Consider the following 20,015-nt stretch of genomic DNA (forward strand, 5'->3'; position numbering starts at 1 on the left):
CGATCCAACAGGTCTGATTGACAGGCATGGATCTGGGCAAATGTCTGACGCTCGCTCCCGAAGGGCTTTATTGCCCGTCGGGAGATTTTTTTATCGATCCGACGCGCCCCGTCGCGCGCGCGCTTGTCACCCACGGCCATTCCGATCACGCCCGCTCCGGCCACGGCTTCGTCATGGCGACGCCGGAGACCTTGGCCATCATGGCGGTTCGCTACGGCGCCGCGTTTTGCGCGACCCGCCAGGCCATTGCGCCCGGTGAGCAGGTCCTGCTCGGCGATGCGACGGTGAGTTTCCATCCTGCCGGCCATGTGCTGGGGTCGGCCCAGATCCGCCTCGCTTTTCCCGGCCTGACGATCGTCGTCTCCGGCGATTACAAGCGCGAGGCGGATCCGACCTGCGCCAGCTTCGAAGTCGTGCCCTGCGACGTCTTCGTCACCGAGGCCACCTTCGGCCTGCCGGTGTTCCGCCATTCCCGCACCGATCTCGAAGTCGCGAAATTGCTGGCGTCGCGCGCGCTGTTTCCCGAGCGGGCGCATCTCGTCGGCGCCTATGCGCTCGGCAAGGCGCAGCGCGTCATGGCGCTGCTGCGCGAGGCCGGCTACGACCGCCCGATCTACATTCATGGCGCGATGGAGCGGCTCACGACGCTCTACCAAGAGCACGGCATTCCGCTCGGCGAGATCCGCAAAGTAACCGCGGCGGAGCGTCCAAAACTCGGCGGCGAGATCGTCATCTGTCCGCCGAGTGCACTGCAGGATCTGTGGGCGCGCAAATTTCCCGATCCGGTGGTCGCCTTTGCCTCGGGCTGGATGCGGGTGCGGGCGCGCGCACGCCAGAAGGGCATTGAGCTGCCCTTAGTGATCTCCGACCACGCCGACTGGGAGGCGCTCTGCACGACCATCGTCGAGACCGGCTGTTCCAAGCTGCTCGTCACCCACGGCGAGGCGGATGCGCTGGTCCATTGGGCGCGCAACCTCGGCATCGAGGCGGAGCCGTTGCATATTCTGGGTTATGGCGACGAGGAAGAAGCACCGCTGGCGGACGAGGCGGCGTGAACCAGTTCGCCTGGCTGCTCGATCGCCTGAGCTACGAGCCCTCGCGCAACAACAAGCTGCGCCTGATGGTCGATTTCTTCCGCTCGACGCCGGATCCCGAGCGCGGCTACGCGCTGGCGGCCCTCACAGGCGCGCTGTCGTTCCAACACGCCAAGCCGAACCTGATCCGCGCGCTGATCGCCACCCGCGTCGATCCCTACCTGTTCGGCCTCTCCTACGACTACGTCGGCGATCTCTCGGAAACCGTGGCGCTGCTCTGGCCGACGCCGCCGCATGTCGACGAACCCGGCTCCAACGAATCGCCGCTGACCCTGACCGAGGTGGTCACGACTCTGCACACGGCGGGAAAGCTCGACCTGCCGAAACTGATTGCCGCCTGGCTCGACGCGCTGGACGAGAACGGCCGCTGGGCGCTGCTCAAGCTGATTACCGGCTCGCTGCGCGTCGGTGTCTCGGCGCGGCTCGCCAAGACGGCGGTTGGCGACCTCGGCGGCAAGGCGGCCAACGAAATCGAGGAAGTGTGGCACGGTCTGCGCGCGCCCTACATCGATCTCTTCGCCTGGGTCGAGGGCCGCGAGGACAAGCCCGACGCCACCGATCCCGCGCCGTTCCATCCGGCAATGCTGGCCCACGCCATCGAGGACAAGGACTTTGCTGTCCTCAACCCGGCCGATTTTACCGCCGAGTGGAAGTGGGACGGCATCCGCGTGCAGGCGACGCGCGGGCTCGAGCCCGACGGCAGCATGGCCATCCGCCTGTACTCGCGCACCGGCGAGGACGTGTCGCCGGCATTTCCCGATCTCGTCGAGACACTGGCGACCTTCCCGCAGCAGCGCTTTTCGCTAGACGGCGAACTGCTCGTGGTGCGCCAGGGCCTGGTCCAGCCGTTCGGCGTCCTGCAGCAGCGCCTAAACCGCCGCACCGTGTCGATGAAGCTCGTGACCGAGTACCCGGCCCATATCCGCGCCTATGACCTGCTTTCCCTCGACGGCGAGGACCAGCGGCCGCTGCCGTTTCACGAGCGCCGGCAAAAGCTCGAAGCGTTCGTCGTGGAGGCGGCGGACGCGCGGCTCGATCTTTCACCGCTGGTCCCCTTTGCCGACTGGGACTTTCTGGCCCGCGCGCGAAAAGACCCGAGGAGCGCGGGGGCAGGCGCGGATGCCGAGGCCATCGAAGGGCTGATGCTGAAGCGTTCGGAGTCTATCTATGTCCCCGGTCGCCCCAAGGGCCTGTGGTACAAGTGGAAGCGCGATCCGTTCACCGTCGATGCGGTGCTGATGTATGCGCAACGCGGCCACGGCAAGCGCTCGTCCTTCTACTCGGATTATACGTTTGGCGTCTGGCGCACCGATGCCGAAGGGACGGGCCTTGTGCCGGTCGGCAAGGCGTATTTCGGCTTCACCGACGAAGAGCTGGCGCAGCTCGACAAATACGTCCGCAACAACACCACCAACCGCTTCGGCCCGGTGCGCGAAGTGACGCACGGGATGGATGGCGGCCTGGTCCTCGAAATCGCCTTCGAGGGGCTGAACCGCTCGACGCGGCACAAATCCGGCGTGGCGATGCGCTTTCCCCGGGTGTCGCGCATCCGCTGGGACAAGCCGGCGCGCGAAGCCGACCGCATCGAGACTCTGGAGGCGCTGCTGCGGGTCAGCTAGGCCCTTGGCTTTCCCGCCGGCATGGGCCATGTGCGCGGGATGAGTCTCCTCACACATCCCGTCGTCATCATCGGCGCCGGCGCGGCGGGCATCGCGGCGGGCCGCGAGTTGCGGCGGCGCGGCATCGGCTTCGTCATTCTTGAGGCCCGCGATCGCATCGGGGGGCGGGCCTGGAGCATCCCCTATGGGACCAGCGCGCCGCTCGATCTCGGCTGCGAATGGCTGCACTCGGCCGATGCCAACATTTTGGCAGCGATGGCGCCGGACCACGGGTTCGCCCTTGACAAGAGCGAGGCGCCATGGCGGCGTCCGGCGCATCAGGCCGATTTCACCGCAGCCGATCAGCAGGCTTTCTGGGCGGCTCAGGCTGTGTTCGAGGCGAAGCTCGCGGATGCTGCCGCGATCGGCGAACGTACCGGTCAGGACCGCGCCGCCGCCGAATTTCTGGAGCCCGGCGGTCGGTGGAATAGCCTGATCGACGCGATCTCGACCTACTATAACGGCGCCCCGCTCAACCACGTGTCGGTCATCGATTACGCCCGTTATCGCGATACCGAGGTCGATTGGCGGGTGACCGGCGGCTATGGCGCGTTCATTGCCGCGCTCGGCGCCGACCTGCCGATCAAACTGGGTTGCGTGGTCAGCGCCGTCGACGCCACCGGTCCGACGATCCGGCTCGAGACCAGCGACGGCCGGGTCGAGACGAATGGCGTCATCGTCACCGTGCCGACGACGGTGCTGGCCTCCGGCGCCATCACCTTCACCCCCGCGCTTGACGATCATCTCGCCGCCGCCGCCGCGCTGCCGTTGGGCGTCGCCGACAAGTTGTTTTTAGCCCTGGATCGGCCGGAAGATTTTGCGCCGGACACGCGGCTGATCGGCGCGACCGGTCGCACCGACGCCGGCTCCTACACGTCGCGGCCGCGCGGCCGCCCGATGATCGAAGGCTATTTCGGCGGCGACTATGCGCGTGCGCTGGAACAACGCGGCCTGCCGGCGTTCGCCGAGGCCGCGCTCGACGAGATCGCCGGCGTTCTCGGCAACGACATCCGTCGTCGCCTGACGCCGATCCTGGCGACCGGATGGGCGCGCGACCCGTTCGCCCTCGGCTCCTACTCCCACGCCCTGCCCGGCCAGGCGGCGGCCCGGGCGGTGCTTGCGACGCCTGTCGACGACCGGATCCTGTTCGCTGGCGAGGCCACATCCCCGCATTTCTTCTCGACCGCGCATGGCGCCTTTGAATCGGGTCTTGCCGCCGGGCAAAGTCTTGGCTCATACGTAGAAAGACATGAGACCTTGCGGCGGGACCAGGTTCGCGGAGACGTCTAGTCTTCTGCAGTAAATCGTGTCCTATAGATCGGCCTTCTGGATCCGTTGACCCTGCGTCGCTTGCGACGTTCCACGAAGATATAGTCCAGCCTGATGAATCGAGCCGTGGAACACGATCCTGAAGTCGCGCGCCTTCGCGCCCTGCTGGCACAAGCCGGCATCGACCCGGATGCGGCATCGGCGCCTTGTATTCGCGGCGGGCTCGATGACGCTCGCGCCGAGGTCGAGAGCCTGCGGCAGGCCAACGCCCGGCTGACGCAGGAATCCGTCCGCACGACCGGCAATTACCGTCTTGCCCTCTCGTTCGGCCAGGCGAAGCTCGCGACATCCGAAGCCGAACTCGACCGCTTCGAGACGATCCTCCAAAGCGCGATCGATTTTGCCATCATCGTCACGGACCTGTCCGGTCGGGTCACGACCTGGAACGAGGGCGCCGCCCGCATCCTCGGGTGGACTGCGGACGAGATCGTCGGCGAGCATGTCCGGGCCATCTTCACGCCGGAGGATCGGGCCGTCGGCATTCCGGAGACGGAGATGACCAAGGCTTTGGTCGCCGATCGCGCCAACGACGAACGCTGGCACGTCCGCAAAAGCGGCGAGCGTTTTTACGCCGTCGGAACCATGATGCCGCTGCGCGCCGATGACGGCACGTCGCTGGGATTTCTGAAGATCCTGCGCGATCAGACCGAACCCCGCCTGGCCGAGGAGCAGCTGCGCGACAGCGAGGCCTTCACGCGATCGATCCTCGCGGCCAGCCGCGACTGCATCAAGGTTCTGGACGCCGATGGCCGTGTCACCGCCATCAACGAAAATGGTCTGGTGCTCCTCGAGGCGACGTCGATCGAAGAATTGCAGGGCCGCCCCTGGATCGATTTCTGGAGCGACGACAGGAACCTCGTGGACCAGGCGATCGCGGCCGCCGAACGCGGCGACAGCGGTCGTTTCCAGGCGCGCTGCCCCACCACCAAAGGAACTTTGCGCTGGTGGGACGTCGTCGTGACGCGGATCGCGGCCCCGCAGGGGCAACTCCTTGTCGTCTCTCGCGACATCACCGAGGCCAAAGAGGCCGAGCTGAGCATTGCGGCCAGTGCGCACCGGCTGCAGACGATCCTCGACACGATCCCGATCGGCGTCCTTATCGCGGACCGCGGCGGCCGGATCATCGAAGGCAACCAGCGGGTCGCCGAAATCCTGAAGCATACGGCGACGCGCGAGTTCGGCGATGTCAGCGGCAACCGCTGGGTGGCGTTCCATGAGGATGGCCGCCAAGTCCAAAGAGACGACTATCCTCTCGGGCAGGTCCTGCGCGACGGCGAAGCGCGATCCTCCCTCGAGGTCGACTATCAGAAGGGCGACGCGACCCGCGGCTGGGTGCGCTTCGAGGCGGCCTCGATCCAGGACGAGGCCGGCGTCAGGACGGGCGCCGTCGTGGCGATCACCGACATCGATCTGCGCAAGAGGGCCGAAGCGCAGCAGCGCTTCCTAATGGGCGAGCTGTCGCACCGGGTGAAGAACATTCTGGCGGTCGTCGTCTCTATCGCGCGACAGACGCTGCGCAACGCCAAGACGATGGACGACGCGAGCGAGGCCCTGCTCTCGCGGATCAACGCGCTCGCCAGCGCCCATGACGTGCTGATGCAGCATCAGTGGGCCGCTGCCGATATGACGAGCCTCGTGGCCGGCGCGATGCGACTGCACGATACCGACAAGCAGGTGGTTGTGAGCGGCCCCGATCTTCGCCTCGGGCCTCAGGCCGCGCTGTCGATCGCGCTGGTGCTGCACGAACTCGGAACGAACGCGGTGAAATATGGCGCGCTGTCGGATCCGGACGGACGCGTGGACATCATCTGGACGCAGGAGATCGAGGCGGGCGAACCGCATCTCTTCCTGCGCTGGCGGGAAACCGGCGGCCCGCCCGTCGTCGCGCCCGCGAAAACCGGCTTCGGATCGCGCCTGATCACCCACAGCCTGTCAAGCTTCGGCAAGGTGACGATGGACTATGCCCCGGGCGGACTGATTCTCGACTTCAAGGCGCCGATGAAGCGGATCCAGCAGATCCACGCGTAAAAGACGCCTTCAGCTTAAGCCGCAGGCACGCAGACTTCGCAACGAAACGCCGCCTTCGATTCCGCAGAAATTGCGCGTTGCAGGGCATTTCTGAAATCGTCGGCGCCGGTCTGCCAAAGCGGCATGTCGGTTTCGTAGCACGCCATCACATCGTGGAAGCGTTTGTGGGCTTGCCCATAGTCGGTCTCGTGCAGCCCGTTCCGATCGAAGTAGATGCCGATCGCGCAGGAATGCGGGTCTTTCGATTCCTCCTTCCAGGCGATCTGCAGGGGCTGGTTCATCAGCACCCGACAGGTTTCCACCACGAGGAGATGACCGGCATAGGCGCCGAGCATCGTGCACGGCGTGCGATCCAGGGTTTCCGTCGGGCGTGCGGCAAACCAGTCCGCGACGGCCTCGAGCGGCAGGGGGCGGGCGATGGCGTAGCCCTGCGCCTGCTCGACGCCCAGCACGCGAAGAGCGTCATGAATTTCCGCCGTCTCCACGCCTTCCACGATCAGCCGTTTGCCGAGCCCGCGCGCCAGGGACAGGAAGCTCAGGACGAAATGCAGATCCTCCGGGCGCTCGCTCAGCCCACGGGCGAAGGATTGATCCAGCTTGATGATATCGATCGGCAGATCGCGCAGGTTGATCAGCGAGGAATAGGCACTCCCGATATCGTCAAGCGCGATGGCGAGCCCGAGGCTGCGGATCCGGCTCAGGCATTGATGCATGCGAGTGAAATCGACGATCTCATCGCCTTCCAGCAATTCGATCACGAGATTGCCGCCGGGATGGCCATGCTGATCGAGCGTGCATTGCAACGCGTCGAAGAACCCGTCGATCAGGAGCAACGAGGTCTCGACGTTAACCGAAACGTAGAGGCCCGGGTGCTGCGGGGTAAAGACACCGAGGAAGCCGATGGCCTTGCCGAGCATGTCGCAAAACAAACGTAGGAGGTCCGCCTGCTCAAGGCCGGGAATGAACTGCTCGGGCAGAAGCACGGCATCCCCGATCCTCAGCCTGGCTAACGCCTCGAATCCGACGATCTGGCCTGTCTTCAAACTTTCGATGGGCTGGAACACGGGCACGATCGACTCGGCTCGAACGAATGGTGCATACCCCTCGTAACGAGCCATCGCTTTATTCATAAATGGAAATCCGATCATAGACTGACCTTGCTGGCTCATGCCCGCAGGCATGATGAAAAATCCCAAAGTCGCTGTCTAGGAACTAAACCCATCGTTAGCCGCATCGTTCCATTATCGTCACGTCGTCTTTCAAAATACGACATGATTTCATTCAAATATAAACTTACCAAGATGTAAATACATAAGACCGTGCAATGCCTATGCAATTTTCAAAAATGTGTTTTCGGCTATTACTGGTAGAAAGACAAAATATAAATACGACCATGGCGTGTTTATCGCAGGGGGTACACTGCTTCGACGATATAGGGGCCGCCGCCGCTGGACTTGCGTGCCGAGACCAGCGCGACGCGTACGGCGCGAAAGGAGCGCAACGGCAAAAGACCATGAGCCGACAAATATTCGCCGACCAGTTGCGGCGCGGTCTGACGCAAGCGTGCCAGAGTGACGTGCGGCGTGAATTTTCGCGTTTCAGCAGCAAGGCCGATGTGCCGCATCAGCACCTCGTGTTCGCTTTGCAGCGCCAAAAGCGCGGCGTCCGGCCTCGCCGTCATCACGATTGCCCGCGGCTTGGCGCCGCCGAACGCGGCGAGGCCGGCCAGCGTCACGGCGACAGGCGCGCGCCGGACCCCTTCGAGCGCGGTATGGACATCGCGCGCCATCGCCGCGTCGATATCGCCGATGAAGCGCAAGGTCAGATGGTAGTTTTCGGGATCGATCCAGCGGGCGCCGGGCAGGCCGCCCCGCAGGGCCGCAAGGGCGGCGGCGACATCCCGGGGCAGTTCAAGCGCGGTGAAGAGGCGGGGCATGGCTAGGCTCGCATGGCAGCGCGACATCAAGTTGGATAAGAAGCAAGTTTGCTTGCAGAATGCGCAATCGTAGTTTCAGTTTGCGCATGAACAACAGGCATCGCACAACACTTGATGCGATATTTGCCGAACCTGTATCCGGGACCATCGAATAGCGCGATATCGAAGCGCTTTTTCTAGCTGTCGGTTGTGCGATCATTGAAGGGCACGGGTCGCGGGTGCGGTTTGAACGATCGGGTGTCGTCGGATCATTTCACCGACCGCACCCAGCCAAAGAAGCCAAACGCTATCAGGTCAGGGATGCGCGGGATTTCCTGACCAAGATTGGAATCACGCCATGAATGTCATGAGCTTCAAAGGGCATTTCGCGCGCGTCGACTATGACGGCGAGGACGGTCTTTTTGTCGGGCGTCTGGCTGGGATCAACGACGTGGTCGGCTTCCATGCCGAGACCGTCGCCGATCTGAAGGCGGCGTTCGAAGCCGCAGTGGAGGACTATGTCGCCACCTGTGCGAGGATCGGCAAAGAACCGGAAAATCCTATTCCGGTGTTTCGGGTCGATCCCGCGATACACGCCAAAGCGGCGCTTGCCGCCCAGCTTGCCGGCAAGAGTTTGAACCAATGGGCCGAAGAGGCCCTCCGCGCAGCGGCCCAACGCGGCGTGATGGCCTGAGTTACCCCTTCGGCACCGTCTGCAGCAGCGCGTCGACGCTCGGCAGGATGTGGGCGACGATGGTTTCGACGCCGCGCTGGTTCGGGTGCATGCCATCTGCCAACTTCTGGGTGCTGTCCTGGACCATTCCGTCGAGGAAGAACGGATAGAGCGGCAGGTCGTAGGTCTTGGCCAGCGCCGGATAGATCGCGTCGAAGCGGTCCGCGTAATCCCGGCCGAGGCTCGGCGAGGCCCGCATGCCGGCGAGGAGGATCTTGATGTTCCTCGCCTTCAGCCGCTCGACGATCGTGCTCAACGCCGCCTTGGTCACGGCGGGATCGATGCCGCGCAGCATGTCGTTGGCGCCGAGCTCGAGGATCACCACGTCGGCACCGTCGCCGAGCGTCCAGTCGAGCCGGGCCAAGCCGCCGGTCGCGGTGTCGCCGGAGACGCCGCCGTTGATCACCGTGACGTCCCGCCCCTGACCTCGCAGGGCCTTCTCCAGCACCGAGGGAAACGCCGCCGCGCCGGGCAGCATGTAACCGGCGGTGAGACTGTCGCCGAAGGCGAGAATTTTCGTCGGCACCGCGTGCGCATCCTTGGGTTGTTGGGCCTGGACCGGCGCGCCCAGACACAGCGCGGCGCAAACAAGCGCGGGTGATAGGAAGCGCCGGAGGTCGACCCCATATGGCAGCCTGGACTTGACGGCACGCCGTGCGGGCAGCGACTTGGTAGGTCGCGATCCGACGGGTCGCGATTTGGAAAGCATCATGAGTTCACCGGCGATCGAATTGGCCCATGTCGACCTCAGCCTGGGGCGGGGGGCGGCACGCGTGCACATCTTACGAGACATCTCGCTTAACATAGGGCGTGGCGAGACGGTTGGCCTGACCGGACCGTCGGGCTCGGGCAAATCGACCCTGCTGATGGCGATGGCCGGGCTGGAACGCCCCGACAGCGGCACGATCACGGTGGAGGGCACGGAGCTGACGCGGCTCGGCGAGGATGCGCTGGCGCGGTTTCGCGGCAAGCGCATCGGGATCGTCTTCCAGTCTTTCCACCTCATCCCGACGATGACGGCGCTGGAAAACGTCGCGGTGCCGCTCGAGCTCGCCGGCCACCGCGACCCCTTCGGGCGCGCGCGTGCGGAACTGGATGCCGTCGGCCTTGGCGCTCGTACCACTCATTATCCCGCGCAGCTCTCCGGTGGCGAGCAGCAGCGGGTGGCGCTCGCTCGGGCGATGGCGCCGGAGCCGGCGATCCTGGTGGCCGACGAACCGACCGGCAATCTCGACGAGACGACAGGCGCCAGCATCGTCGAGCTGATGTTCGCCTTGAAACGCGACCGCGGCGCCACGCTCATTCTCGTCACCCACGACCTGGCGTTGGCGGCGCGCTGCGACCGCACCGTGCGACTGCGCTCCGGCCGCATCGAGCGGGACGATCCTCCGGTCGCGGCCGTCGCTTAAGCCTGACTGGCGGCTTCGCTTGCCGCCATGCTGTTACACCGCTACCAGACGATCCTGACGATCGACCCTTTTGCCGCACTCGGAGACACCATGCGCGCCCTTCTCGACCTGGTCCTGCTGGTCCTCAAGCTCTACGGCTACGTCATCATCATTGTGGCGATCATGTCGTGGCTGATCGCCTTCAACGTCATCAATATCTACAACAACGTCGTCCGCTCGATCTGGACCTCAATGAACGCGCTAACCGAGCCCCTGCTGCGGCCGATCCGCTCGATGCTGCCGACGATGGGCGGCCTCGACATTTCGCCGATCGTTCTGCTTTTGCTGCTGTTCCTGATCGAAGACATCATCGTCACCTACATCTATCCAAACGTGTTTTAACGCTGGGCTATAGTGATGCGGGCGGTCGGTTATAATGGAACGCTCTTGTGCGGTGCCCGCACGTAGGATTGTGACGGCCTGTTTAGCAAGGTGCGCCGACCAATGTTGCGGTGACGACTGTCGCCTGCGACGAGACAGCGCGGTTTACTTGGCGGCTTACAGGCGGTTGGTTGCCTCACAATGTCTTGAGAAGCCGATGATTGTTGCCTAGGCTATTCTGCGACGCAGCATGAGCGCCGAAGGTGGCGTTGCGCCTTCCTTTTAGCCGCGAGTTCTCATGGGTCTTGTCCTTTACGCGCTTAAATTCCGGGTCAGTTTCTACGTTCTTGCGGTCGTCATGCTGCTCGGCGGCATCGGCTCGGGGATCGTCGGCACGAAGGACGTCCTGCCGGCGGTCGACATTCCAGTCGTCGTGATCGTGTGGACGTTCACCGGTCTCGACACGACCGACATGGCGAGCCGCGTGACGACCTACAGCGAATATTCGCTGTCCAACAACGTCAACAATATCCGCCGGATGGAGAGCCAGACGCTTCCGGGCGTGGCGATCGAAAAGGTTTACTTCGATCCATCCGTCAGTATCGATCTCGCGATCACGCAGGTCGTCTCCTCGGCCAATTCAATCCGCGCGCTGATGCCGCCTGGCATTCAGCCCCCCGTCGTGCTGCGCTTTTCGGCCTCGTCGGTGCCGGTCATCCAGCTCGCCTTGTCGTCGAAGACGGAAAGCCAGGCGACGCTTTACGACTACGGCATGTACAAGATCCGGCAGACTCTGACCCAGGTGCCGGGCTCGACGCTGCCGGGCCCGGCCGGCGGCGCGCCGCGGCAGATCCAGGTCGATCTCGATCTTCACGCCCTTCAGGCCAACAGTCTGACGCCGACGGACGTCATCAACGCGATCGGCACGCAGAACGTGGTTGTGCCGTCCGGCCTCGCGAAGATCGGAAATTATCAATATGCCATCCGTCTGAACTCCGCGCCGGATGCCATCAGCGACATCAACAATATTCCCATCAAGGTGGTCGGCGGCGTGCCGATTCTGGTGCGCGACGTGGCCTATACCCGCGACGGCTCGCCGCCCCAGTTGAACATCGTCCGCGCCAACGGCGCCAAGGCGGTGCTCCTCACCATCCTCAAGAACGGGACGGCGTCCACCCTGTCCGTCGTCGACTCGGTGAAGAATTTTCTGCCGATCATCCGGGCGGCGGCGCCGAAAGGCGTCGACATCAAGCCTCTGTTCGATCAGTCGGTGTTCGTGTCCGGGGCCATCACGGACGTGATCCGCGAGGCCGCGACCGCAGCCTTCCTGACCGGCATCACCATCTTCGTCTTCCTCGGCTCGTGGCGCTCGACGCTTGTCGTGCTCGTCTCGATCCCGCTCTGCGTCCTCACGTCACTGACGGTCCTCACCCTGATCGGCGAAACGATCAACGTGATCACCCTCGGCGGTCTTGCGCTGGCCGTCGGCATCCTGGTGGACGACGCGACGGTAGCTGTCGAAAACACCTACCGCCTGATGGAGGAGGGCAACGGCTTCCGCAAATCCGTGGTGGAAGGCGCCGCCGGCATCGCCAAGCCGGCGCTGATCTCGACGCTCGCCATCTGCTCCGCCTTCGTGTCCGTGCTCTTCCTTACCGACACGCCGAAATATCTGTTCACCCCGCAGGCCTACGCCGTCGTCTTCGCGATGCTGACGTCCTACCTGCTGTCGCGGACCCTCGTCCCGATCCTGATCGACGTGCTCGTCGGCAAGGAGTTCGAGCAGCGGTTCGGCGAGGGTGGGTCGCATCACGACGACGGCTCGTCAGGCCGCAAAAAGAGCCTGATGGAGCGCTTCAACGCCGGCTTCAATCGCGGCTTCGCGAGATTCCAGCGCGGCTATCTCGGCCTGATCCACGCCACGATCAACCATCGGTTCGTCACGCTCGGCATCGTCTTCTGCATCTTCGGTCTGACGGCCTTCCTTTTCACCTTCGTCGGCCAGGATTACTTCCCGCAGATCGATTCCGGAGCGATGACGCTGCACATCCGGACCGCGTCCGGGATGCGGATCGAATCGGCCGAACAGAAGTTCGCCGCCATCGAGAAGGTGGTGAATCAGACCATCCCGGACGAGGTCGACCAGATCATCGACAACATCGGGCTCCCCGCGCTGAACTATAATTTCGCGTTCGGCGACGGCTCCTTCGTCGCCTATAACGACGGTGAAATGCAGATCGCGCTGAAAGAAGCGCACAAGCCGACCGCGATCTACATGAAGAAATTGCGGACGGTGCTGCGGGAGAAATTCCCGGACGTCATGTTCTACTTCCAGCCGGCCGATATCATCACGCAGATCCTCGATTTCGGCACGATCACGCCGGTCGACGTCCAGGTCACGGGTCGCAATCCGGACAAGGATCTGGCCGCGGCCAAGGCGGTGGCGCGCAAGCTGCGGCTGGTCAAGGGCGCGGTCGACGTGCATGTCCAGCAGATCACCGACGCGCCGGAATTCTTCGCCACGATCGATCGCGAGATGGCGGCCGAGATCGGCGTCAGCACCCAGCAGATCGCCAGCGCGATCAACGTCTCGCTGTCCGGCAGCTTCCAGGTCACCCCGAACTTCTGGGCCGACCCGAAGACCGGCGTGCCCTATCAGCTTTGGGTGCAAACACCGGAATATCGCACCGACTCGCTCGATGCGGTGAACACGACGCCGATCTTCATCTCGACCTCGGCCAATGCCGATACGCCGATCCTGACCATGCTGAGCAGCGTCGCGACGCTGAAACGGATCTCCGAACAGACGGTCGTCAACCACGTCAATACGCAGCCTAAATACGACGTCTTCGCCAGCGTGCAGGATCGCGACCTCGGCTCGGTGAGCAAGGAGATCGATCGCATCATGGCGGAGGAGCAGAAGAACCTGCCGGTGCCCGACAAGATTTCCGTGCTCGGTCAGATCGCCGACATGCGCAGCGCCTTCACCAATATCGGGATCGGCCTCGCGATCGCGGTCATCGCCGTCTACCTCCTGATGGTGATCAACTATCAAAGCTGGGGCGATCCCTTCGTCGTCCTCTGCGCCCTCCCGCTTGCCTTCTGCGGGATCACGATGAGCCTGTTCATCACCCAGACGACGTTCTCGATTCCCTCGCTGTTCGGGGCGATCATGAGCGTGGGCGTCGCCAGCGCCAACTCGATCCTGCTCGTCACCTTCGCCCGCGAGCATCGCGAGGCATCGGGCTGCAGCGCCATCGAGGCGGCGATCGAGGCCGGCACCACCCGTCTCCGGCCGGTGCTGATGACGGCCGGCGCAATGTTCGTCGGGCTGATTCCGATGGCGATCGGCATCGGCGAGGGCAGCGAGCAGAACGCCGCTTTGGCCCGCGCCGTGCTGGGCGGCGTCGCGATTGGAACCTGTTCCACCCTTCTGTTCGTTCCGTTCCTATATTCCGTCCTGCGTCGCGGCGACGTTAAGCCGATTGAGGATTATCAATGACCCGGTCCGAGCCCGATAACGGCACCCCTGCGGAAGCGAAAGGCGCGGACGGCGCGCAGGCCCACGATCAGGCCCATGCCAAGCCGCACCAGGCGGCAGCCTCGCCCGGTGGATCAGGCGACGCGCCGCCGCCGCTGCCATCGAAATGGGTGTTCTTCTTCGTCCTGATCGGCGCCGCGCTTTTGCTCGGCTACGGCGGCTACAAGCATTGGGCGCTCGATGCCGATGCCACCGCGACGCAGAAGGAAACCGTCGACTTCGTGCCCACCGTGCGGACCATCACGACGCGGGCCGACAGCAAGCCGACGAAATTGATTCTGCCCGGCGAGACCGACGCGTTCGACAGCGCGACGCTCTATCCGCGGGCCACCGGCTATATCGCCGAGCGCCTCGTCGACATTGGCTCGCGCGTCAAGAAGGGGGACCTGCTGGTCCGCATCGCGGCGCCCGACACGGATCGGCAGCTCGACCAGGCCCGCGCTCAGCTGAAGCAGGTCCAGGCGACGATGGCTCAGGCCCAGGCCACGCTCGATCAGGCCAAGGGCACCGCCGCGCTCGCCGACCTGAACTTCAAGCGCTCCAAGGATCTGGTCCAGCGCGGCTACGACACGGTGCAGAACAACGACACGCAGCAGACCAACGTCACCACGCAGAAGGCGTCCGTCGGTACCGCCGAAGCCGGGATCAAGGTTGCCGAAGCCAACGAACAGGCGCAGCAGGCCACCGTCGATCGTCTCGTGACCCTGACGCAGTTCGAAGAGGTCCGCGCGCCCTTCGACGGGATCATCGTGACCCGTGGCGTCGACGTCGGCGATCTCGTCAACGCCGACAGCAAGACGGGGGCCTCGCTCTTCACGGTCGCCAAGGATGCCGTGATCCGCACGACGGTCCACATCCCGCAGACCAACGCCGTGGCGATCCATGACGGGCTGGAAGCCTCCGTGGCGGTGCCGCAGATTCCCAATCGCACCTTCAACGGCAAGATCGCCCGCAGCTCGGTGGCGCTCCTGAACTCCTCGCGCACGCTTACCACCGAGGTCGACATCCAGAACCCCGACGGCGCCCTGCGGCCGGGCCTGTTCGTCAACGTGACCTTCGAGATTCCCCGGTTGCGGCCCAACATCGTCGTGCCCGCAGAGGCGCTGATCTTCAACCAGGCGGGCTTGCAGGTCGCGGTCGTGCAGGACGATCAGGTCCACCTGCAGAAAATCACGATCTATCGCGACTTCGGCAAAACCGTCGAGCTCGAGAGTGGCCTCAATGGCGGCGAGGCGGTGGTGATGAGCCCGCCGGCCGATCTCCAGGACGGCGCCAAGGTGAAGGTCGAGCCGAAAAAGCCCGAGGAGCAGGCGCAGAAGTAGGCGCCGCTCGGCGTTCCGTCGGCGCTACACCGCGACGAGCATCGAGCCCTTTTTGACCACCCGGCCGTCCGTATCGACCGCGTAAGTGAGGATCTGGCTGGTGCCGATGTGCACGCTCTCGACGTCATCGTCGGAGAGTCCGTCGAGATCCTTGACGATCGAGCGCAGCGAGTTGCCATGCGCCACCACGAGGACATGTTCGCCCCGCCTCAGGCGCGGGTCGATGACCTTCCGGCAGAAGGGAAGGGCGCGGGCCGCGGTCATCGCCAGGCTCTCGCCGCCAGGGGGCACCGCCTCATAAGACTTGCGCCAGAGGTGAACCTGTTCCGATCCCCAGACTGCCCGCGCCCCCTCCTTGTTGAGGCCTGACAGTTCGCCGTAGTCGCGTTCGTTGAGAGCCGAATTTTCGATCACCGGCAGATCGGTTCGGCCCATTTCGCCGAGCATGAGAGCGAGCGAGCGCTGCGCCCGGCTCAGCGTGCTGGTGAAGGCGACATCGAAGACCAAACCCTGCGCCTTGAGCGCAAGGCCCGCGTTGCGCGCTTCCGTCACGCCCTTTTCGGTGAGCTCAGGATCGCGCCAGCCGGAAAACAAGTTCAACGCGTTGTCCGTGCTCTCGCCATGCCGCACCAGCACGAGCAGCCCTTCCGCTGGCGTCATTTTGCTCCCCTTTGCTGTCCGCTTCGCGGCGCGCGCGCCGCATGGCGTCGTCCGCGAGTCATCTGCCGGTAAAGCGGAGGTTAAGCAAGGCGATCGCGTGCGAGCGCGCGATCCGGCGTTTGGAGCCACAACCTAGGTTCTCCAGCGCAACCCGGCGGATCTTACTAAAAACCGACCGTTCCAAGATACGTTTTCGTGATCCTGCGTGACTCTTCCCAAGTATTTTGCTTAAATATTTGGGCTGGGGATGCAACAGACGAGTCACTTCGCACTGCCGCACGTACCGGAGCCCTTTGGACTGTTTCGACGAAGTTTTGAGCCCCGGTCTTGCTGAGTAAACTGATGAACGACAGGTCACGCCGTCTGCTTCGAGGCCCGTCGCCGTGTATCGCGCTGCGTGCAACGTCGCATGGCGCCCGCGACGGCCACGTCCGAACCCCCGATGCAGCGACCGCGCCGCGCGCGCTGACCATCAGCGTCTAGGGTCAGGCATGTCGGAGTTTTTCGTCCAGAACGCGGGCAGCAGCCAGACGCTGATCTTCGCGCTTGTCATCAGCGCCCTCTGGGGGGTCGAAAAGCTCGTTCTCGCGGAGCCGATGGCCGACAAGTCCCGCCACGCTGCGCTGAACAGCCTGTTCATTCTCTCCGCGCTGCCGATCGAGCTGGTCTGCAGCGTCGCCTGCGTCGCGCTCGCCGCCTGGGTGACGGCTCACCACTGGGGGCTGCTCTACCTCCTACCCTTCTACGACAGCCCGTGGGTCAAATACGGCGTGATGTTCGTCGTCCTGGACCTGCTGGATTACGTCTACCACCGCACGATGCACCACATTCCCGGGTTCTGGCGGTTCCACCTCGTCCACCACACCGATACGATCGTCGATGCCTCGACCACCGTGCGCGAACACCCCGGCGAGACGACGATCCGCAACGGTTTCCTGTTCGTCTGGATCCTGCTCACCGGCGCCTCGTTCGAGGTGCTCGTGCTGCGCCAGACGGTGCAGACCATCTGCACCATCTTCGCGCATTCGGCGTTCCGCCTCCCCGCGGGCCCGGCGCGCGTGCTCGGCTGGGTGCTGATCACGCCCAACCTGCATCACGTGCATCACCACTTCGAGCTGCCCTACACCAACTGCAATTACGGCGACGTCTTCAGCATCTGGGACCGCCTGTTCGGCACCTTCGCCAATCTGTCGGCGGAGGAGACGGTGTTCGGCCTCGACACCCATTTCGACGATCCCGCGACCCAGAATTGCATCGGCATGATCGCGATGCCGTTCGCCGCCCGCGCCGCCGGCGGTGCGGTCCCGGAGGGATGTGCCGCGGTCGAGCCGCGGCTGCCCGCCGCGGCCACGTCCTAGAGTCCATAGATTAGAGCATCGGGCTGGACGCAAAAGTCCGCAACTTTTGCGTCCGATGCTCTACGGCGCCGTAACAAGAGCCGCTTCGACGTCCATGGGGGCGGGATCGACCAGTTCGATAACGAAAAACGCGGCGCCGAGCGCGATCACGAACAGCAGCATGGGATCGAACCTTTTGTGCGCTCTGACCGGCAGGGTGGTGGGCATCGATTCGCTCCGGGGATCGGCGCTCCGACACATGCCGCGTGATCCGGGCGCCGTCATTCAAAAAGTGGTCCAGCGCCCGGGCAAGACAAGCGACGCCCGTTCGACCCGCGTGACTCGCCGAGGTGTGCCTCGCCGCGCTCCGTCGCGAGCTCGACCTGCCGCTGCCGCTCGGCGTAGCGGCAGCGCTGATCGTCCTGGCGCTCGTTGGCGCAGGCGGGGCACCGCACGCCCGGCTCGTATAGCGGTGAGGTCTGAGCCTCCGGGCTGACCGGGCGCCGGCAGGCGTGGCAGAGCGCGTGGGTGCCGGGCGCCAAGCCCTGGCCGACGGCGACGCGCTGGTCGAAGACGAAGCACTCGCCCTCCCAGACGCTTTCGGCCGCCGGCACCGTCTCGAGGTAGCGCAGAATGCCGCCCTTGAGGTGATGCACGTCGGCGATCCCCTCGGCCTTCAAAAACGCCGTCGCCTTTTCGCAGCGAATGCCGCCGGTGCAGAACATCGCAACCTTCGGCGCCGCAGCGCCATCGACGAGCGCCGCGCGTTGCGCGCGGAACCAGGCGGGAAAATCGCGGAAACTGGATGTCCGCGGATTGATCGCGCCGGGAAACGTGCCGATGTCCACCTCATAGTCGTTGCGGGTGTCGATGAGGATCGTGCCGGGTTCGGCGATCAGGGCGTTCCAGTCGGCAGGCTCGACATAGGTGCCGACATCCCGGGTCGGGTCGATGCCGTCGACGCCGAGCGTCACGATCTCCGCCTTCAACCGCACCTTCATCCGGTGAAACGGCATGGCCTCGACGAAGTCGTTCTTGACGTCGAGCCCGGCGCAGCCCGGCAGCGCGCGGATGACGCTCAGCACCGCCTCGATCCCGGCGTCTGGCCCGGCAATCGTCCCGTTGATCCCCTCGTGCGCCAGCAGAAGCGTCCCCTTGAGACCCGCGGCGGCGCAGGCGTCGGCCAGGGGCCCACGCAGCGCGGCCGGGTCGGGAAACGACGCGAACTGGTAGAGACTGGTGACGCGGATTTTTGCCGGGGCATTCATGGTGTGTCGCTGAGATTTTGGCGCGGGAGGATGAGATCTGAAGTCGCGATCCCCTTGTTAGGCGTGTTTGCGAGCGGAGCGAAGCAATACAGGTCCGCAGTGATCGAGGCTGCTGCTCTGGTTGCGTCGCTTCGCTCGCAAAGACGGCATAGATAGAACGCGCTCGCGATGATCAGATCCGATGCTCTACCCGCGGATCGCGGCAACATCCAGTCTCGCCCGCTGGCGTAAGCAAATCGTTCTCTTTCAAACCGGACCAGGAGACGCTTTGTATCGTGTGCAAACGCAGCTTTGGGAGAAAGTTCAGGCGGTTGACGGCGAGAGCATCCGCGCGTTTCATGCGCTCCCTTGCCGTTCCGGCACGGACAGCAAAGGCCGACGATCCCTGATGACGACCAAGCGAACCGCCCTCAAAATGCTCGGCGCCACGTTGGCGTTGCCCATATTGGGACTCCATGCGGTCAAAGCCGCATCGACGATCCGCTTCAGCTATCAGCGCTCCTCCACCCTGCTGACCCTGCTCAAGGCCGGCGGCACGCTCGAAGCGCTGCTGAAGCCGAAGGGCTTCGACGTGTCATGGCATCTGTTCGACAATGTCGTCGTACCGATGAACGCCGGCGCCGTAGACTTCCACGCCGATGTTGCCGACGCGGTGCCGATTTTTACCCAGAGCGCCAACGCGCCGTTGACCTTCTACGCCAAGGAGGATGCCTCGCCCTCCGCGGAGGCGATCATCGTCAAGGCCGGCTCTCCCGTCCGCACGGTCGCCGACCTCAAGGGCAAGACTGTTGCCGTCCATCGCGGTTCTGGCTGCCACTTCATCCTTGCCAGCGCATTGAAACGCGCCGGCTTGAGCTTTCGCGACATCACGCCGGCCTATCTCGCCCCGCCCGATGCCGCCGCCGCCTTCGAGCGTGACAGCGTCGACGCCTGTGTGATCTGGGACCCTTTCCTCGCCATCACCGAAAGCAAGCTTGCGACCCGCACCCTGGCCGACGCCACCGGTCTCTCCAGCTACGACCGCTACTACACCGTCAATACCGCCTTCGTTTCCACGCATCCGGAGATCGTCGGCCTCGTCTTCGACGCCCTGGTCGAGCAGGGCGCCTGGGTGAAAAAAAATCCGCAGGACGCCGTGGCCAAGCTGGCCCCGCTGTGGGGCGGCATCCCCGCAGCCACCATCGAGGTGGTGAACCGCCGGCGCAGCTATGTCGTTAAGCCTGTCGACAAGGCTGGGCTTGGCGAGCAGCAGGCCATCGCCGATACGTTTTTCGAGGCCGGCCTGATCCCGAAAGCGATCGACGCCACGGCCGTCCCGCTTTGGCACCCGGAGGCTCACACGTGACCGCAGCCGTCGCCCT

18 protein-coding genes are annotated in these 20,015 nt (G+C 64.4%); 12 read left to right on the forward strand and 6 right to left on the reverse strand.

Features of this window, described 5'->3' with window-relative positions; translation table 11 throughout:
- Positions 1–26: 26 nt before the first annotated feature.
- The 4 genes from GSQ79_RS00120 to GSQ79_RS00135 all read left to right on the forward strand — a co-directional run bounded on the left by GSQ79_RS00120 (position 27) and on the right by GSQ79_RS00135 (position 6,109).
- On the forward strand, positions 27–1,055 hold the full coding sequence (locus GSQ79_RS00120; RefSeq protein ID WP_158806707.1) for a ligase-associated DNA damage response exonuclease: 1,029 nt from the start codon (positions 27–29) through the stop codon (positions 1,053–1,055).
- Positions 1,052–2,713 (forward strand): cisplatin damage response ATP-dependent DNA ligase, encoded by a 1,662-nt coding sequence (locus tag GSQ79_RS00125; protein WP_158806708.1) that lies wholly within the window; start codon positions 1,052–1,054, stop codon positions 2,711–2,713. The genes GSQ79_RS00120 and GSQ79_RS00125 overlap by 4 nt, the downstream gene beginning before the upstream one ends.
- A gap of 39 nt (positions 2,714–2,752) precedes the next feature.
- Complete coding sequence (locus GSQ79_RS00130) at positions 2,753–4,042, forward strand: NAD(P)/FAD-dependent oxidoreductase (protein WP_158806709.1); 1,290 nt, start codon at positions 2,753–2,755, stop codon at positions 4,040–4,042.
- Positions 4,043–4,147: 105 nt separating this feature from the next.
- Positions 4,148–6,109 carry a PAS domain S-box protein gene (locus GSQ79_RS00135; RefSeq protein WP_158806710.1) on the forward strand — a complete coding sequence of 654 codons (1,962 nt, stop codon included), beginning with the start codon at positions 4,148–4,150 and terminating at the stop codon, positions 6,107–6,109.
- 14 nt (positions 6,110–6,123) lie between these two features.
- On the opposite strand, the gene GSQ79_RS00140 is transcribed toward GSQ79_RS00135, so the two are convergent.
- Complete coding sequence (locus GSQ79_RS00140; protein WP_246725002.1) at positions 6,124–7,239, reverse strand: EAL domain-containing protein; 1,116 nt, start codon at positions 7,237–7,239, stop codon at positions 6,124–6,126.
- 272 nt (positions 7,240–7,511) lie between these two features.
- On the reverse strand, positions 7,512–8,045 hold the full coding sequence (gene thpR, locus GSQ79_RS00145; RefSeq protein WP_158806712.1) for an RNA 2',3'-cyclic phosphodiesterase: 534 nt from the start codon (positions 8,043–8,045) through the stop codon (positions 7,512–7,514).
- A gap of 161 nt (positions 8,046–8,206) precedes the next feature.
- Between thpR and GSQ79_RS29225 the strand changes: the two genes are divergently transcribed.
- Together GSQ79_RS29225 and GSQ79_RS00155 are read left to right on the forward strand one after the other, a co-directional pair.
- Positions 8,207–8,386: a type II toxin-antitoxin system HicA family toxin gene (locus GSQ79_RS29225; protein WP_256378968.1), complete on the forward strand. Its 180-nt coding sequence runs from the start codon at positions 8,207–8,209 to the stop codon at positions 8,384–8,386.
- The gene (locus GSQ79_RS00155) at positions 8,383–8,718 is read left to right on the forward strand and encodes a type II toxin-antitoxin system HicB family antitoxin (protein ID WP_158806713.1); all 336 of its coding nucleotides are present in this window, start codon (positions 8,383–8,385) and stop codon (positions 8,716–8,718) included. Before GSQ79_RS29225 ends, GSQ79_RS00155 begins: the two co-directional genes overlap by 4 nt.
- A gap of 1 nt (position 8,719) precedes the next feature.
- Here the strand turns inward: GSQ79_RS00155 and GSQ79_RS00160 are convergent, their stop codons facing one another.
- Entirely contained in the window at positions 8,720–9,283 is a 564-nt protein-coding gene (locus tag GSQ79_RS00160; protein WP_368669899.1) for an arylesterase, read from the reverse strand.
- Between the two features lie 184 nt (positions 9,284–9,467).
- On the opposite strand from GSQ79_RS00160, the gene GSQ79_RS00165 reads away from it, so the two are divergent.
- From GSQ79_RS00165 to GSQ79_RS00180, 4 genes are all read left to right on the forward strand, one after another.
- Complete coding sequence (locus GSQ79_RS00165; RefSeq protein WP_158806714.1) at positions 9,468–10,166, forward strand: ABC transporter ATP-binding protein; 699 nt, start codon at positions 9,468–9,470, stop codon at positions 10,164–10,166.
- 90 nt (positions 10,167–10,256) lie between these two features.
- Positions 10,257–10,547, forward strand: a complete 291-nt coding sequence (locus GSQ79_RS00170; protein WP_158806742.1) for a YggT family protein — start codon at positions 10,257–10,259, stop codon at positions 10,545–10,547.
- Between the two features lie 277 nt (positions 10,548–10,824).
- On the forward strand, positions 10,825–14,028 hold the full coding sequence (locus tag GSQ79_RS00175; protein ID WP_158806715.1) for an efflux RND transporter permease subunit: 3,204 nt from the start codon (positions 10,825–10,827) through the stop codon (positions 14,026–14,028).
- Positions 14,025–15,389 carry an efflux RND transporter periplasmic adaptor subunit gene (locus GSQ79_RS00180; RefSeq protein ID WP_158806716.1) on the forward strand — a complete coding sequence of 455 codons (1,365 nt, stop codon included), beginning with the start codon at positions 14,025–14,027 and terminating at the stop codon, positions 15,387–15,389. Before GSQ79_RS00175 ends, GSQ79_RS00180 begins: the two co-directional genes overlap by 4 nt.
- 24 nt (positions 15,390–15,413) lie before the next feature.
- Here GSQ79_RS00180 and GSQ79_RS00185 read toward each other — a convergent pair whose 3' ends face one another.
- Positions 15,414–16,049: a 2,3-bisphosphoglycerate-dependent phosphoglycerate mutase gene (locus GSQ79_RS00185; protein ID WP_158806717.1), complete on the reverse strand. Its 636-nt coding sequence runs from the start codon at positions 16,047–16,049 to the stop codon at positions 15,414–15,416.
- Positions 16,050–16,540: 491 nt separating this feature from the next.
- On the opposite strand from GSQ79_RS00185, the gene GSQ79_RS00190 reads away from it, so the two are divergent.
- Positions 16,541–17,407, forward strand: a complete 867-nt coding sequence (locus GSQ79_RS00190; RefSeq protein WP_158806718.1) for a sterol desaturase family protein — start codon at positions 16,541–16,543, stop codon at positions 17,405–17,407.
- 60 nt (positions 17,408–17,467) lie between these two features.
- Here GSQ79_RS00190 and GSQ79_RS00195 read toward each other — a convergent pair whose 3' ends face one another.
- On the reverse strand, positions 17,468–17,614 hold the full coding sequence (locus tag GSQ79_RS00195; protein ID WP_158806719.1) for a hypothetical protein: 147 nt from the start codon (positions 17,612–17,614) through the stop codon (positions 17,468–17,470).
- A gap of 53 nt (positions 17,615–17,667) precedes the next feature.
- Positions 17,668–18,654 (reverse strand): rhodanese-related sulfurtransferase, encoded by a 987-nt coding sequence (locus GSQ79_RS00200; RefSeq protein WP_158806720.1) that lies wholly within the window; start codon positions 18,652–18,654, stop codon positions 17,668–17,670.
- 415 nt (positions 18,655–19,069) lie between these two features.
- Here GSQ79_RS00200 and GSQ79_RS00205 point away from each other — a divergent pair, with 415 nt between their 5' ends.
- Positions 19,070–19,999 (forward strand): aliphatic sulfonate ABC transporter substrate-binding protein, encoded by a 930-nt coding sequence (locus GSQ79_RS00205; RefSeq protein ID WP_158806743.1) that lies wholly within the window; start codon positions 19,070–19,072, stop codon positions 19,997–19,999.
- The last annotated feature ends 16 nt before the right edge of the window (positions 20,000–20,015 follow it).

It is taken from the genome of Beijerinckia sp. L45, from assembly GCF_009765775.1.
Classification (GTDB): domain Bacteria; phylum Pseudomonadota; class Alphaproteobacteria; order Rhizobiales; family Beijerinckiaceae; genus RH-AL1.

Coding starts and splice junctions, on each gene's coding strand:
- GSQ79_RS00180 (WP_158806716.1), top strand. CDS start 14,025: ATGACCCGGTCCGAGCCCGATAACGGCACCCCTGCGGAAGCGAAAGGC.
- GSQ79_RS00190 (WP_158806718.1), top strand. CDS start 16,541: ATGTCGGAGTTTTTCGTCCAGAACGCGGGCAGCAGCCAGACGCTGATC.
- GSQ79_RS00170 (WP_158806742.1), top strand. CDS start 10,257: ATGCGCGCCCTTCTCGACCTGGTCCTGCTGGTCCTCAAGCTCTACGGC.
- GSQ79_RS00185 (WP_158806717.1), bottom strand. CDS start 16,049: ATGACGCCAGCGGAAGGGCTGCTCGTGCTGGTGCGGCATGGCGAGAGC.
- thpR (WP_158806712.1), bottom strand. CDS start 8,045: ATGCCCCGCCTCTTCACCGCGCTTGAACTGCCCCGGGATGTCGCCGCC.
- GSQ79_RS00195 (WP_158806719.1), bottom strand. CDS start 17,614: ATGCCCACCACCCTGCCGGTCAGAGCGCACAAAAGGTTCGATCCCATG.
- GSQ79_RS00140 (WP_246725002.1), bottom strand. CDS start 7,239: ATGAATAAAGCGATGGCTCGTTACGAGGGGTATGCACCATTCGTTCGA.
- GSQ79_RS00200 (WP_158806720.1), bottom strand. CDS start 18,654: ATGAATGCCCCGGCAAAAATCCGCGTCACCAGTCTCTACCAGTTCGCG.
- GSQ79_RS00130 (WP_158806709.1), top strand. CDS start 2,753: ATGAGTCTCCTCACACATCCCGTCGTCATCATCGGCGCCGGCGCGGCG.
- GSQ79_RS00165 (WP_158806714.1), top strand. CDS start 9,468: ATGAGTTCACCGGCGATCGAATTGGCCCATGTCGACCTCAGCCTGGGG.
- GSQ79_RS00120 (WP_158806707.1), top strand. CDS start 27: ATGGATCTGGGCAAATGTCTGACGCTCGCTCCCGAAGGGCTTTATTGC.
- GSQ79_RS00175 (WP_158806715.1), top strand. CDS start 10,825: ATGGGTCTTGTCCTTTACGCGCTTAAATTCCGGGTCAGTTTCTACGTT.
- GSQ79_RS00155 (WP_158806713.1), top strand. CDS start 8,383: ATGAATGTCATGAGCTTCAAAGGGCATTTCGCGCGCGTCGACTATGAC.
- GSQ79_RS00205 (WP_158806743.1), top strand. CDS start 19,070: ATGCTCGGCGCCACGTTGGCGTTGCCCATATTGGGACTCCATGCGGTC.